12 protein-coding genes and 1 rRNA gene are annotated in these 13,865 nt (G+C 71.3%); 12 read left to right on the top strand and 1 reads right to left on the bottom strand.

What is annotated here, in order from left to right; all coding sequences use genetic code 11:
• The 12 genes from rrf to ACFWJ4_RS28930 all read left to right on the top strand — a co-directional run.
• Window positions 1–87, top strand: a 5S ribosomal RNA gene (gene rrf, locus ACFWJ4_RS28985); the annotation flags it as partial.
• Window positions 88–186: 99 nt separating this feature from the next.
• Window positions 187–807 (top strand): CDP-alcohol phosphatidyltransferase family protein, encoded by a 621-nt coding sequence (locus ACFWJ4_RS28980; RefSeq protein WP_359915003.1) that lies wholly within the window; start codon window positions 187–189, stop codon window positions 805–807.
• 124 nt (window positions 808–931) lie between these two features.
• On the top strand, window positions 932–3,427 hold the full coding sequence (locus tag ACFWJ4_RS28975) for a mannose-1-phosphate guanyltransferase (RefSeq protein ID WP_359915006.1): 2,496 nt from the start codon (window positions 932–934) through the stop codon (window positions 3,425–3,427).
• 191 nt (window positions 3,428–3,618) lie between these two features.
• Window positions 3,619–4,707, top strand: a complete 1,089-nt coding sequence (locus ACFWJ4_RS28970) for a DUF881 domain-containing protein (protein ID WP_380352372.1) — start codon at window positions 3,619–3,621, stop codon at window positions 4,705–4,707.
• Window positions 4,704–5,036, top strand: a complete 333-nt coding sequence (locus ACFWJ4_RS28965; RefSeq protein ID WP_030062488.1) for a small basic family protein — start codon at window positions 4,704–4,706, stop codon at window positions 5,034–5,036. The genes ACFWJ4_RS28970 and ACFWJ4_RS28965 overlap by 4 nt, the downstream gene beginning before the upstream one ends.
• Window positions 5,037–5,145: 109 nt before the next feature.
• Window positions 5,146–6,264: a DUF881 domain-containing protein gene (locus ACFWJ4_RS28960; protein WP_380548863.1), complete on the top strand. Its 1,119-nt coding sequence runs from the start codon at window positions 5,146–5,148 to the stop codon at window positions 6,262–6,264.
• Between the two features lie 229 nt (window positions 6,265–6,493).
• Window positions 6,494–7,375, top strand: coding sequence for an FHA domain-containing protein (locus ACFWJ4_RS28955; RefSeq protein WP_380548860.1), 882 nt, complete (start codon window positions 6,494–6,496; stop codon window positions 7,373–7,375).
• Between the two features lie 179 nt (window positions 7,376–7,554).
• Entirely contained in the window at window positions 7,555–8,250 is a 696-nt protein-coding gene (locus ACFWJ4_RS28950; protein WP_359915026.1) for a MerR family transcriptional regulator, read from the top strand.
• Between the two features lie 97 nt (window positions 8,251–8,347).
• Window positions 8,348–8,824 (top strand): bifunctional nuclease family protein, encoded by a 477-nt coding sequence (locus tag ACFWJ4_RS28945; protein WP_224276619.1) that lies wholly within the window; start codon window positions 8,348–8,350, stop codon window positions 8,822–8,824.
• 223 nt (window positions 8,825–9,047) lie between these two features.
• Window positions 9,048–9,692 (top strand): MerR family transcriptional regulator, encoded by a 645-nt coding sequence (locus ACFWJ4_RS28940; protein ID WP_359915012.1) that lies wholly within the window; start codon window positions 9,048–9,050, stop codon window positions 9,690–9,692.
• 94 nt (window positions 9,693–9,786) lie between these two features.
• Window positions 9,787–10,509, top strand: coding sequence for a vancomycin high temperature exclusion protein (locus ACFWJ4_RS28935; protein WP_380548858.1), 723 nt, complete (start codon window positions 9,787–9,789; stop codon window positions 10,507–10,509).
• Between the two features lie 66 nt (window positions 10,510–10,575).
• Window positions 10,576–11,991 (top strand): DNA polymerase IV, encoded by a 1,416-nt coding sequence (locus tag ACFWJ4_RS28930; RefSeq protein WP_380548855.1) that lies wholly within the window; start codon window positions 10,576–10,578, stop codon window positions 11,989–11,991.
• A gap of 164 nt (window positions 11,992–12,155) precedes the next feature.
• Here ACFWJ4_RS28930 and ACFWJ4_RS28925 read toward each other — a convergent pair whose 3' ends face one another.
• Window positions 12,156–13,652 (bottom strand): MFS transporter, encoded by a 1,497-nt coding sequence (locus ACFWJ4_RS28925; protein ID WP_380548852.1) that lies wholly within the window; start codon window positions 13,650–13,652, stop codon window positions 12,156–12,158.
• Between the last annotated feature and the right edge of the window lie 213 nt (window positions 13,653–13,865).

Here is a 13,865-nt window from a genome sequence, read left to right as displayed (position 1 = left end):
GGTTACATTCCGAACCCGGAAGCTAAGCCTTACAGCGCCGATGGTACTGCAGGGGGGACCCTGTGGGAGAGTAGGACGCCGCCGAACAATTATTCTAGAGAAGCCCCCGCCGGGTGAACCGGTCGGGGGCTTCTCTGTTGTAGGGTCAACATGCAATTGTCGTAGTACGGGACAGGAGGCCCCCGGGTGGAGGTCCAGGAGACGCGGGTCCAGACCGATCGCGTCCTCACCATCCCCAACATGCTGAGCATGGGCCGGCTGGTCGGTGTTCCGCTCTTTCTCTGGCTCATCCTGTGGCCGGTGTTCGACGGGCCCAACAATGACGGTTGGGCGCTGTTGATCCTGATGCTGAGCGGGATCAGCGACTACCTGGACGGGAAGCTCGCCCGGCGGTGGGGGCAGATCAGCCGGGTGGGGCAGCTGCTCGATCCGTTGGCCGACCGGCTCTATGTGCTGTCCACGCTGGTCGGATTGACCTGGCGTGAGATTCTGCCGTGGTGGCTCACCGCGATCCTGTTGGCCCGTGAGGTATTCATCGCCGCGCTGCTGCCGATTCTGAACCGGCACGGCTACGGACCGCTCCAGGTGAGTTTCCTGGGCAAGGCGGCGACCTTCAATCTGATGTACGCCTTTCCGCTTCTGCTGCTCGGCAGCGTGGACAGCTGGATCGCCCGGCCGGCCGAGGTGGTGAGCTGGGCGTTCATCTGGTGGGGGACGACGCTGTACTGGTGGGCCGCGATTCTTTACGCGGTTCAGGCGCGGCGGATCGTCCGGGCCAGCACCGCGGGCTCCGCGTCCACAGTCTGAGACGTGATCTGAGAGAAGCCCCACGCCTCATCGGTGCGTCGGACGATACCTTCCGGGTAGAGAACCTTCTGGAACGCTTTGATGGACCTGTTGGTCCACCACCGCGAAGGAGGACGCACCCGTAATGAAAGCCGTTGTAATGGCAGGGGGCGAGGGCACCCGACTCCGCCCGATGACCTCCAGCATGCCGAAGCCGCTGCTTCCGGTCGCCAATAGGCCGATCATGGAGCACGTGCTTCGGCTGCTGAAGCGGCACGGCCTCTCCGACACCGTCGTCACCGTGCAGTTCCTGGCGTCGCTGGTCAAGAACTATTTCGGTGACGGCGAAGAGCTGGGCATGCATCTGACCTATGCCCACGAGGAGACGCCACTGGGCACTGCGGGGAGTGTCAAGAACGCCGAGGACGCGCTCAAGGACGATTCCTTTCTGGTGATCTCCGGTGACGCGCTGACCGACTTCGATCTCTCGGAATTGATCGACTTTCACCGCAGCAAGAACGCTCTGGTCACCGTCTGTCTCACGAGAGTGCCGAATCCACTGGAGTTCGGCATCACGATCACGGACGACGAGGGGAGGGTCGAGCGTTTCCTGGAGAAGCCGACCTGGGGGCAGGTCTTCTCCGACACGGTGAACACCGGTATCTACGTGATGGAGCCCGAGGTCTTCGACTACGTGGCGGCGGGTGAGTCCGTCGACTGGTCGAGTGACGTCTTCCCACAGCTGTTGAAGGAGGGCAAGCGGGTCTACGGCTACGTCGCCGAGGGCTACTGGGAGGACGTGGGCACCCACGAGAGCTACGGCAAGGCCCAGGCCGACGTCCTGGAGGGGAAGGTCGACGTCGAGCTGGACGGATTCGAGATCTCCCCGGGCGTCTGGGTCGCCGAGGGTGCCGAGGTGGACCCGGACGCGGTGCTGCGCGGGCCGCTGTACATCGGGGACTACGCCAAGGTCGAGGCCGGGGTGGAGATCCGCGAGCACACCGTGCTGGGCAGCAACGTGGTCGTCAAGCGCGGCGCGTTCCTGCACAAGGCGGTGGTGCACGACAACGTCTACGTCGGGCCGCAGAGCAACCTGCGGGGCTGCGTGGTCGGCAAGAACACCGATGTGATGCGGGCCGCGCGGATCGAGGACGGCGCGGTGATCGGGGACGAGTGCCTGGTCGGCGAGGAGTCGATCATCGGGGCGAACGTCCGGGTCTACCCGTTCAAGACCATCGAGGCCGGCGCCGTCGTCAACACCTCGGTGATCTGGGAGTCGCGCGGCCAGGAGCACCTGTTCGGGGTGCGCGGCGTCTCGGGCATCCTGAACGTCGAGATCACCCCGGAGCTGGCCGTGCGGCTGGCGGGGGCGTACGCGACGACGCTGAAGAAGGGCGCCACCGTCACCATCGCGCGTGACCACTCGCGTGGTGCGCGTGCGCTCAAACGGGCGATGATCTCGGGGCTCCAGACCTCCGCGATCGACGTCCGCGACCTGGAGAACGTGCCCATGCCGGTGGCCCGGCAGCACACGGCCCGGGGGAGCGCCGGCGGGATCTTCCTGCGGACCACGCCGGGTGTGCCGGACTCGCTGGACATCCTCTTCTTCGACGAGCGCGGGGCGGACCTCTCGCAGGCGGGCCAGCGCAAGCTGGACCGGGTCTACGCACGTCAGGAGTACCGGCGGGCGTTCCCGGGGGAGATCGGGGACCTGACCTTCCCGTCCAGCGTCTTCGACTCCTACGCGGGCAACCTGCTGCGGACGGTGGACACCACCGGGGTCCGGGAGGCCGGGCTGAAGGTGGTCGTGGACACCGCGCACGGCAGCGCGGGCCTGGTCCTGCCGAGCATCCTCGGCCGGCTCGGGGTGGAGGCGCTGACCGTCTCCACCGGGCTGGACGAGGCCAGGCCGACGGAGGACGCGGAGGAGCGCAGGGCCGGGCTGGCCAGGCTGGGCGAGCTGGTCGCCTCCTCGCGGGCGGCCTTCGGCGTCCGGTTCGACCCGGTGGGAGAGCGCGTCGCGTTCGTGGACGAGCTCGGCCGGGTGATCGACGACGACCGGGCGCTGCTGGTGCTGCTGGACCTGGTCGCGGCCGAGCGGCGCAGCGGGCAGGTGGCACTGCCGGTGACCACGACCCGGATCGCCGAGCAGGTCGCGGCGTACCACGGCACCCAGGTCATCTGGACCACGACGACGCCGGACGACCTCGCGAAGGCGGCCTCCGCCGAGGGCACGGTGTTCGGCGGGGACGGGCGCGGCGGTTTCGTGGTGCCCGAGTTCAGCGGGGTGCTGGACGGCGCCGCGGCGTTCGTCCGGCTGGTCGGCCTGGTGGCGCGGACCCAGCTCACGCTGAGCCAGATCGACGCGCGGATTCCGCAGGCGCACATCCGGCGCCGGGACATCGCGACGCCGTGGGCGGCCAAGGGCATGGTCATGCGCTCGGTGGTGGAGGCAGCCGGCAGCCGTCGGCTGGACACCACCGACGGCGTCCGGGTGGTCGAGGCCGACGGGCGGTGGACGCTGGTGCTGCCGGACCCGGCCGAGGCGGTCACCCACCTGTGGGCGGAGGGCCCGGACGACGAGGCCACCGAGGCGCTGCTGGACGAGTGGGCGGCCGTGGTCGACGGAGCGGGGCGGTGAGCGTCCGGGGCTGAGCACTGCCTGAGGCTCGGAACTGCCTCGAACGGCGGGGCGCGCGGTGTGATCCGTGCGCCCCGCTGTCCGTTTTCACACTATTCGGAACAATCCGTCACTTTCCGTCATGTGTGCAGCGTGTGTGCAGCTCAGGGGCCGTGCACGGGGCCCGTCGGCGGCGTGGGACGATGGTCTCCATGCCAGCGACGCCGACACCGAGTGCCCCGAACGGACGGTACAACCGTCCGGACGCCTCGATGTCCTTGCTGACCAATGTGATGGACCACAGCCTCGACGAGGGCTATGCGGAGGCGGCCGCCGCGCGCGGCGGAGCCCGCGACAGCCGGATACCCGGCACCTGGCAGGGACTGCTCACGCTCGGCGCCGGGCTGGCGCTGGTCGGCGGGGTGGTGACGGTGGGCGCCGTGAACGCCCACAAGGCCGAGCCGTCGCTGGCCAAGGAGCGGGACGCGCTGATCCACCGGATCAACGACAGCAACACCTCGGCCGACCAGTTGCAGAAGCAGGTGCAGGAGCTGCGGCTCAAGGTCGACAGCACCCAGCAGCAGGCGCTCGCCTCGGGGGACGGCGATCCCGGCGGGCTCAGCGGGGCCGTGGGCCTCGGCCCGGTCGCCGGGCCGGGCCTGAAGCTGGTCCTGGAGGACGCCACGGGCACGGGCGCCGGCGGCAACGTCGACCCGCGGGCCGGGCAGGGCTTCTCCAACAGCGGACGGCTGCGGGACCGTGACCTGCAGCTGGTGGTGAACGGCCTCTGGGGATCCGGGGCCGAGGCGATCGCGATCAACGGTCAGCGGCTGACCGCGCTGTCCGCGATCCGGGCCGCCGGCGAGGCGGTGCTGGTGGACAACCGGCCGCTGGTGCCGCCGTACAGCATCCAGGCGGTCGGGGACGGCTCGAAGCTCCTCACCGCCTTCGAGAAGGACATGGCCGGGCAGTACCTGCGGCTGCTCCAGGAGCAGTACGGCATCAAGTCGACGCTCTCCGTGCAGAAGAACCTGACGCTGCCGGCGGCGGTGGGGGTGACGCTGCGGACAGCGCAGCCGGTGACGCCCGAGACCTCGCCCGCGGCCTCCCCGACGACTCCGGGCGGTACGCCGCCGACCGGAGCCGGAACCCAGGAGAGCCCCGCCGCGTCCGTCTCACCATCGGCCCCGTCCTCCGCATCGGCCTCGTCGGCCGGGCCAGGCGGCACTCCCACCACCAAGCGGCGTCCGTCGACCGGACCCACCAAGACCACGACAGGGACAGGAGCAGCCAGACCGTGATTGCCGTACTGGGTCTTGTGATCGGGGTGGTCGTCGGCCTCTTCGTCCAACCCGAGGTGCCGGACGCCGTCGTGCCCTACCTGCCGATCGCGGTGGTGGCGGCGCTGGACGCCGTGTTCGGCGGTGTCCGGGCGATGCTCGACGGGATCTTCAACGACAAGGTGTTCATCGTCTCGTTCCTGTCGAACGTGGTGGTCGCGGCACTGATCGTCTTCCTCGGTGACCAGCTGGGGGTCGGCTCGCAGCTGTCCACCGGTGTGGTCGTCGTGCTCGGCATCCGCATCTTCTCCAACGCGGCCGCGATCCGGCGTCATGTCTTCCGTGCCTGAGCCGCGCCGCGAGGAGGCGGTGGCGGAGGAGCCGGAGGCGGCGGCGGTCGGTCCGGCCGCCGGGAAGCCGGGCGGGGAACCTCGGGAGGCCGTCGACGTCGAGGCGGCTGTGAAGCCCGCCGAGAAGGCCGTGGGCGCCCCCGGGCCGGAGGCGGACGGGGAGTCCGGTACGGAAGGCTCGGAGGAGCCGGCCGTGGCCGCCGGGGCGGCCGCGGGGACCGCCGCCGAGGAGGCCCCGGAGGAGAAGTCTGACGCTAAGGCTGAGCTTGAGGCCGATCCGGCGCCCGAGCCGACGCTGCGGCTCACGAAGGTCGTCGGGCCGGCACCCGTGGCCGGGACGAAAGCCGTGACGAAAGCCGGGACGAAGCCGGAGGCGAAGGCCGGGCCCGTCGCCGAGGCGAAGCCCGAGCCGGTACCCGCGCCTGGCGCCGAGTCCGAGCCCAAGTCCGAGCCCGAGGTCGAGCCGGAAGCGGCGCCCGAGCCCGAGCCCGCTTCGGACCGGAACACCGGCCGGCGGCGACTGAAGGCGGCGCTCTGGCCGCCGCGGCTGTCGCGCGGGCAGCTGGTGGTGGCGCTGCTGCTGTTCTCGCTCGGCCTGGGGCTGGCGATCCAGGTGCGGTCGACCAACGACCACCACAGCCAGCTGCGCGGGGCCCGCCAGGAGGACCTGGTGCGGATCCTCGACGAACTGGACAGCCGTCAGCAGCGTCTCCAGCAGGAGAAGGCGGAGCTGGAGCAGTCCCTGGCGAAGTTGGAGAACAGCTCCAACCAGGCCAAGGAGGCCCAGGAGCAGACCAGGAAGAAGGTGACGGAGCTCGGTGTGCTCGCCGGTACCGTCAAAGCCACTGGTCCGGGCATCGTACTCACGGTCGATGATCCCCAAGGGCAGGTGAAGGCAGATATGCTGCTGGACACCCTGCAAGAACTTCGAGCGGCGGGGGCGGAGGCGATTCAGATCAACGACGTGCGCGTGGTGGTCAACACCTACTTCACCGACCTGTCGGGCGGTGGAGTGCAGATCGACGGGAAGAAGGTCTCGCAGCCCTACCGCTTCACGGTCGTGGGGAACCCGCAGGATCTGACACCCGCGCTGAACATCCCGGGAGGTGTCGTCCGCACGCTGGAGAGCCACCAGGCGCGGGCGACGATCGCCCAGCAGCAGAAGGTGGTCGTCGACGCCCTCGTGGACCCGAAGTCGCCGCAGTACGCCAAGCCGGCTCCGAAGTGACGGGGCGCCCGACGAACGGCCCGTCAAGGGCGGGCGGCACCCGCCGGGGGACGCCGCCGTCACATGGGCGAGACTGGTTCGCACCAGTACGCTCCGGAGCAACAACCGCAGTACCGACCGCCGGAGTACCGCTCCGGCGATCCCGAGCCGCAACGACCGGGCTCGCAGCATGTCCGAGGTTCTCACCCTGCCCCGCGGGCGGGTCTGTCACACGCAAGGGGATTCGCCCGTGAGTTTCTTCTCGAAGTTGTTCGGTCGCAACAAGGGCCGTGACGCGGCCGCCGTCGAGGCGCCCACCGCGCGTCACCGCCGACCGGAGGACGAGCCCGCAGTGCCGGGCATGCGTCCGGCCCCCGAGGCCGCGCCGTACGCAGGTCAGCAGCTGTACCGGGACGGCGGCGCCGCCCAGTACGCGGGGAATCCGGCGGGCTACGGCGCGTCGGTTGACCCCTCCGGCGAGCCGCGCATAGGTTTCCCGTCAGGACCCTCAACCTCTGGTGGAGGGTTTGCCCCGGATCCGTACGCCGGGCACAACCCGTCGGGTGTGCCGCGCCAGGAGGCTGTGAACATGGCTGGCCCCACTCCGTGCCCCAGGTGCGGCAACCAGAACCCGGCCTCGGCCCGGTTCTGTTCCAACTGCGGCACGGCGCTGCGCGGCGGCCTGCTCCCGGAGGGGGCGGCGGAGACCACGTCGACCATCTCCATCTCCGGCCTGGAGTCGTACGACCCCACCACCACGACCGGCACCGGCGCCACGCCGGCCCTGTCGGCCGAGGTGCTGTCGGCGATCGACGCGCTGCCGCCGGGCTCGGCCCTGCTGATCGTGCAGCGCGGTCCGAACTCCGGCAGCCGCTTCCTGCTGGACTCGGACATCACCACGGCGGGTCGTCACCCGCAGGGTGACATCTTCCTGGACGACGTCACGGTCTCGCGCCGCCACGTGGAGTTCCGCCGCACCCAGGCCGGCTTCAGCGTCGCGGACGTGGGCAGCCTCAACGGCACCTACGTGAACCGGGAGCGGATCGACGAGGTGTCGCTGAACAACGGCGACGAGGTGCAGATCGGGAAGTACCGGCTGGTGTTCTTCGCCGGCCACAACCGGGGGTACTGAAAGCGACGTCGGCAGGAGCCCGAGTGAATACGAATACCCCTTCCTCTTCTCTCGGGGCGGCCACCCCCACCCCGTCCGGTCCGCAGGCGGACCGCGGCGGGCGCGGGGTGGTCGCGGGCCCGCGGCAGCCGCTCCGGAGCGAGCGGCCCGCCGGGCGGCGGCGCGGCGGTGACGAACTGCTGAGCATCGGCGCGGTGCTGGCCTTCCTGCGCGACGACTTCCCCGAGGTCACCATCTCCAAGATCCGCTTCCTGGAGGCGGAGGGGCTGGTCGAGCCGCAGCGCACGCCCTCGGGGTACCGCAAGTTCAGCCCGGCCGACGTCGAGCGGTTGGCCTACGTCCTGCGCATGCAGCGGGACCACTACCTGCCGCTGCGGGTGATCCGGGAGCACCTGGACGCGATCGAGCGCGGCGAGAACCCTCCCGCGCTGCCCTCCGCCGCCGACACCCGGCCCGGGCCGCTGGAGGAGGCGGACCGGGAGCTGGTGGCCGCCGGCGAGGTGCCCTCCGGCGTCCGGCTGGGGCGTGCCGAGCTGCTCGCGGCGGCCGAGGCGGGGGAACCCGAGCTGGCCGAGTGGGAGTCCTACGGGCTGGTCGCCGCGGGCCCGGACGGCGGCTACGACGGCGAGGCGCTCCAGGTGGCCCGACTGGTCGCGGAGCTCGGCCGGTACGGCCTGGAACCCCGGCACCTGCGCGCCATGAAGGCCGCGGCGGACCGCGAGATCGCGCTGGTGGAGCAGGTGGTGGCGCCGCTGCGCCGGCACCGGAACCCGCAGACCAGGGCGCACGCGGAGGCCACCGCCCGGGAACTCGCGACCCTGTCGGTGCGGCTGCACGCGGCGATGGTCCAGGCCGGTCTGCGATCCCGCGGATAGCGGCCGTGGTATTCCGGCGGCACCGGCTGCACCGCGCTGACCAGCGGCGTCGGCTCTGCGCTTTCATATCCGGGAGCGGAGCCATAGGGTTGCGTGTGTGAATGAGCTCGACGTCGTGGGTGTCCGAGTGGAGATGCCTTCCAACCAGCCGATCGTGCTGCTGCGGGAGGTCGGGGGAGATCGCTACCTGCCGATCTGGATCGGCCCCGGCGAGGCGACCGCGATCGCCTTCGCCCAGCAGGGCATGACGCCGGTGCGCCCGTTGACGCACGACCTCTTCAAGGACGTCCTGGAGGCGCTCGGCCAGCAGCTCACCGAGGTGCGGATCACCGACCTGCGGGAGGGCGTGTTCTACGCCGAGCTGGTGTTCTCCGGCGGGGTCGAGGTGAGCGCCCGGCCGTCCGACGCCATAGCGCTGGCGCTGCGCACCGGCACGCCGATCTACGGGAGCGAGGAGGTGCTCGCCGAGGCGGGCATCGCGATCCCGGACGAGCAGGAGGACGAGGTCGAGAAGTTCCGCGAGTTCCTCGACCAGGTGTCGCCCGAGGACTTCGGGGGCAGCGGTCCGCAGTAGCGGGGACCGGCCGTGCGGCCATGTGGCCGACCGTTTTGCCAAAAACCGTCCATCTACCCACACTAGGGGCACGAAAAACCACTCTCCTGAGTGATGTGGTTTGTCTGACCCGGCGTGGCGATCGTTGACGGGTCATAGGGGACTGCCTACCGTCAGGAGTGGCTGTCCGGGTGGCCGATGCCCGCAGTCGGGTTGCCCGCAGCACAAGTGGACGGAGGCAGGCATGAGCAGCACCGGCGATGACGCGGCCGTGGGAGGCCGGTGCGCCGTGCACATGCCGCGCACCGCTCGCACCGTCACGGATCTCCCCCGGATGGGCAGGTTCCCGGCCGTGCAACCGGGCCAGCCGGCCATCGAGCGGCTGGCCCCGACGTCCGACCTGCTCGGCTTCCGCGGCCCGACGGCCTGCGCGGCGGCCGGCATCACCTACCGCCAGCTGGACTACTGGGCCCGCACCGGACTGCTGGAGCCCAGCGTCCGCACCGCGTACCCGTCGACCAGCCAGCGGCTCTACAGCTTCCGCGACATCCTGCTGCTGAAGATCGTGAAGCGGCTGCTCGATGCGGGTGTCTCGCTGCAGAACATCCGGGTGGCGGTCGCCCACCTCCAGGCCGCCGACCAGGCCGACCTGGCCGGGCTGACGTTGATGTGCGACGGCGCGACAGTGTACGAGTGCACCACGCCGCAGCAGGTGGTGGACCTGCTGAAGGGCGGTCAAGGAGTCTTCGGCATCGCGGTGGGAGCGGTCTGGCGGGAGCTGGAGCTCACCCTCGGCCGGCTGCACGCCGAGCGCACCGACACCGGCGAGACCCTGGTCGGGCACGACCCGGCCGACGAGCTGGCCCAGCGGCGCAACCGGGCGGTCTGAGCAGGCGTTCGACGGGGCCGCGGGCCCGGACGGGGAACCGTTCGGACCCGCGGCCTCGTCGTGTTGCCTGGTTGACGGGATCGAGGGAGGGCACGTGGAGGTCGGCACCGGGATATCGGGGCTGCTGCGGCGCAGGGCCGGGCTGCTGAGGACGCGGCTGCGGCAGCGGCGGACGCAGCGCAGGGTGTTCCAGGTCGCAACTGTGCTCTGCTCGCTCGCGCTGGCGCCGAGCGCCTGGGTGTGGTTCGCCGCCGGGGACCGGGTGGGCACGGTGGAGAGCGCACCTTCCGCGCCGGTCGCCGTGGTCTTCGGCGCCGGGCTGTACCAGGGCAAGCCCTCCGCGTACCTGGAGCACCGGCTGGTCGCGGCGGTGGACCTGTACCGGGAGGGGAAGGTGCAGGCGATCCTGGTGACCGGGGACAACGGGCGGGTCGAGTACGACGAGCCCGACGCGATGTACACCTACCTGACCGAGCACGGGGTGCCCGAGGACCGGGTGGTCCGCGACTACGCGGGCTTCGACACCTGGGACTCCTGCACCCGGGCGCGCCGGATCTTCGGGGTGGACCACGCGGTGCTGGTCAGCCAGGACTTCCACGTCCGCCGCGCGCTGGCCCTGTGCGAGGCGGCGGGCATCCGCTCCTACGCCGTCGGGGTGCCGGAGCTGCACGACGCGACCTGGCTGTACGGCGGGCTGCGGGAGGTCGCCGGGGCGGGCAAGGCGGCGGCCAACGCCTGGCTGCGGCCGGACCCGCTGTTCCTGGGGCCCCAGGAGGACGGCATCCCGAAGGCGCTGGCGGAGGCGGCGAAGCGGTAGCCCCCGGGCGCGGGCCGTCCGGCCGGGTTCGCACGCACTGTCGGACCCGTACGCGATGATCGGCGGGTGCGATCTCTGCCGAGCATCATCCACCTCGACATGGACGCCTTCTTCGCGGCGGTGGAGCAGGCGGCCAAGCCGAGCCTGCGCGGCAAGCCGGTGGTCGTCGGCGGGCTCGGCGGACGCGGGGTGGTCTCCACGGCCTCGTACGAGGCACGCAGGTTCGGGGTGCACTCGGCGATGCCGATGGCGCAGGCGCGCCGGCTCTGCCCCAACGCCGCCTTCCTGTCGGGGCGGTTCGAGGCCTACCGGCAGAACAGCGAGATCGTGATGGGGCTGCTGCGGCAGCTCTCCCCGCTGGTGCAGCCGCTCAGCCTGGACGAGGCCTTCGTCGACCTGGAGGCCGGTCCGTACGGACCGGCGCTGCTGGAGGCGGACCACGAGACCGGCGAGCGGCTGGTGCTGGCGCTGGCGGAGGACCTGCGGGCGGACATCCAGCGGCTGACCGGGCTGACCGGATCGGTCGGGGCGGCCGGGTCAAAGCTGATGGCCAAGATCGCCTCCGAGCAGGCCAAACCGGACGGGCTGGTGATGGTCGAGCCCGGGCAGGAGCGGGCCGTGCTCGGCCCGATGCCGGTGCGGGCGCTGCCCGGGATCGGGCCGGCCACCGAGCAGGTGCTGCGCCGGGCCGGGCTGAACACGGTGGCCGACCTCGCGGAGGCGGGGGAGGCGGAGCTGGTGCAGCTGGTCGGGCGGGCGCACGGTGCGGGGATCTTCCAGATGTCCACCGGGCTGGACGAACGGCCGGTGATCGCCGACCAGGACGCCAAGTCCGTGTCGGTGGAGGACACCTACGAGGTGGACCTGGCCGACCGGGAGCGGGTGCTGCGCGAGGTGGAGGCGCTGGCGGGGCGGTGCGTGCGGCGGTTGCGGGCGGCCGGGCGCTCCGGGCGGACGGTGGTGCTCAAGGTCCGGCGGTTCGACTTCTCGACGCTGACCCGCTCGGAGACGCTGGGCGGGCCCACCGACGACGAGACGGTGATCACCGCGACCGCGCGCCGGCTGGCCGAGCAGGTCGACATCACCGGCGGGGTCCGGCTGCTCGGTGTGGGCGTCGCCCAACTCGCCGACTACACCCAGGAGGACCTGTTCGCCCAGGCGCTGCGGGAGGAGGCCGCGGAGCACGCGGAGGCGGCGGCCGAGACCGAGGAGGCCGCGGAGGAGCCGGAGGCCGTCGTGGTGCGGCGCTGGATGCCCGGGCAGGACGTCCGGCACGCGGAGTACGGGCCGGGCTGGGTGCAGGGCAGCGGCGTCGGGAGGGTCACCGTACGGTTCGAGACGCCGTGGAGCGAGCGCGGGCGGGTGCGGACCTTCGCGGTGGACGACCCGGCGCTCGAACCCTCCCGGCCGCTGCCGCTGCGCCGGGACGAGGGGGCGGACGGAGCGCCGGACGAGGGCGGCGGTCCGGCGGAGGGTGCCTGAAACGCGAGCGGAGGGCGCCTGAAACGCGAAGCGGCCCCACCCGGTGGGGGAGTACCGGGTGGGGCCGATCACCGTGCCGGACCCCGTACGTTCGTGATGCCCTCGCGACGTACGGAGGCCGGGGCCCCGCGCCCTGTCCCTGAGCGCGGGGGCCGGACGCCCTGTCAGGCGTCGGTCTTGACCAGCTCGGGGCTGGAGTCCTGCTGGGCCGCGCCGCCGGCGACCGTCGCGGTGGCGGCCGCGGTGCCGCCGCGGATCAGGAACGGGACGATGCCGGCGACGGCGCAGATGACGGCCGCGGTCCAGAACGCGTGCTTGTAGGCGTCCAGGGTGGGCAGCGAGAGCGGGATCTGCGGCGGCAGCTTCATGGTGTCGCCGGTCAGGATGGCGGCCATGACGGCGGTGCCGATCGCGCCACCGACCGTGCGCAGCACGGAGTTCATGCCGTTGGCGATGCCGCTCTGCTCGACCGGGACGGCGCCGTTGATGTAGGCCGGCATCGCGGCGAAGGCGAGGCCGACGCCGAGACCGAAGATCGCCGAGGCGGTGTAGATGTCGCCCTCGTGCCCGTGGCGCACGGCCAGGTAGGCCATCGCGACGGCGCCGAGGACGCCACCGAGGACCAGCGGCAGACGCGGGCCGCGACGGGCGATCAGCAGGGCGCCGACCGGGGCGGCGACCATCGAGCCGATCGCGGACGGCAGCAGCAGGAGGCCGGCGTGCAGCACGCTGGCGGTGAAGCCGTAGTGGGTCAGCTTCTCCGGGGTCTGGGCGAAGTTGCTGATGACCATGAAGGAGCCGTACATGCCGAAGCCGATGAGCAGGCCGGCCACGTTGGTGAAGGCGACGGCCGGACGGGCCATCATCTTCATGTCCACGAGCGGGTGCGCGACCTTGGTCTCGATGATCCCCCAGACCAGGGCGACCACGGCGGCGACGGCGAACAGGCCGAGCGTCTTGTTGGAGGTCCAGCCCCAGTGGTTGCCCTGGCTGACCGCGACCAGTAGCGCGGAGAGCCAGCCGGCCAGGGTGAGGGCGCCGAGCGGGTCGGCGCCGCCCTCCTTGTCGGTGACCGGGTCGGTCGGGACGCGGAAGGCGACCAGGGCGATCGCGATCAGGCCGAAGACCAGGCCCATCCAGAAGATCGACTTGTAGTCCCAGTGCTCCAGCAGGAGGCCGGTGGCGACCAGGCCGAGGCCGGAGCCGACGCCCATCGAGGCGCTGATGGCGGCGACGCCGCCGGTCACCTTCCGCTTGGGCAGCTCGTCCCGGACGATGCTGATCGCCAGCGGCAGGACGCCACCGCCGGCGCCCTGGAGGACACGGGCGACGACCAGCCAGGTGAAGGAGTGGGTGCTGACCGCCAGCGCCGAACCGGCGACCAGGCCGGCCAGCGAGATCAGCAGCATCGGCTTGCGGCCCCGGAGGTCGCCGAAGCGGCCCAGGAGGGGAGTCAGCACGGCTGCGGAGAGCAGGTTGGCGGTCATCAGCCAGGTGATGCTGGAGGCGGAGACGCTCAGTTCCTTGGCCAGCGAGGGCAGGATCGGGACGACCGCGGTCTGCACCACGCTGAACGACAGCATCGCCAGGATGAGGGCCGGCAGGACCCGGGCGCTGCTCTGCTTCTCGGCCGCGGTGGTGGGCTGTGGTGCCTCACTCACGGTTGCTTCCTCCCGTACATAGTGAATGAACTGAAGTAACCATGCAGGGAGATACTTCAGAGTGTCAAATATCGAGTGGTTAAGCTTTGGCAAAGACGAACGGTCGGGTACGCGACAAGGGCGGTCGGGCGCGCGACCAGGGCCCCGGACGGTGTCCGGGGCCCAGGTCGCGGGGGGGTTCCCCCCCGGTGAGACCATCGGCCGCACGCCGGG

The sequence above is a fragment of the Kitasatospora sp. NPDC127067 genome (genome assembly GCF_042724755.1).
Lineage (GTDB): Bacteria > Actinomycetota > Actinomycetes > Streptomycetales > Streptomycetaceae > Kitasatospora > Kitasatospora lactacystinica.
The sequence above is the reverse complement of the archived record's forward strand: the minus strand, read 5'-3'. Positions and strand labels throughout refer to the sequence as shown.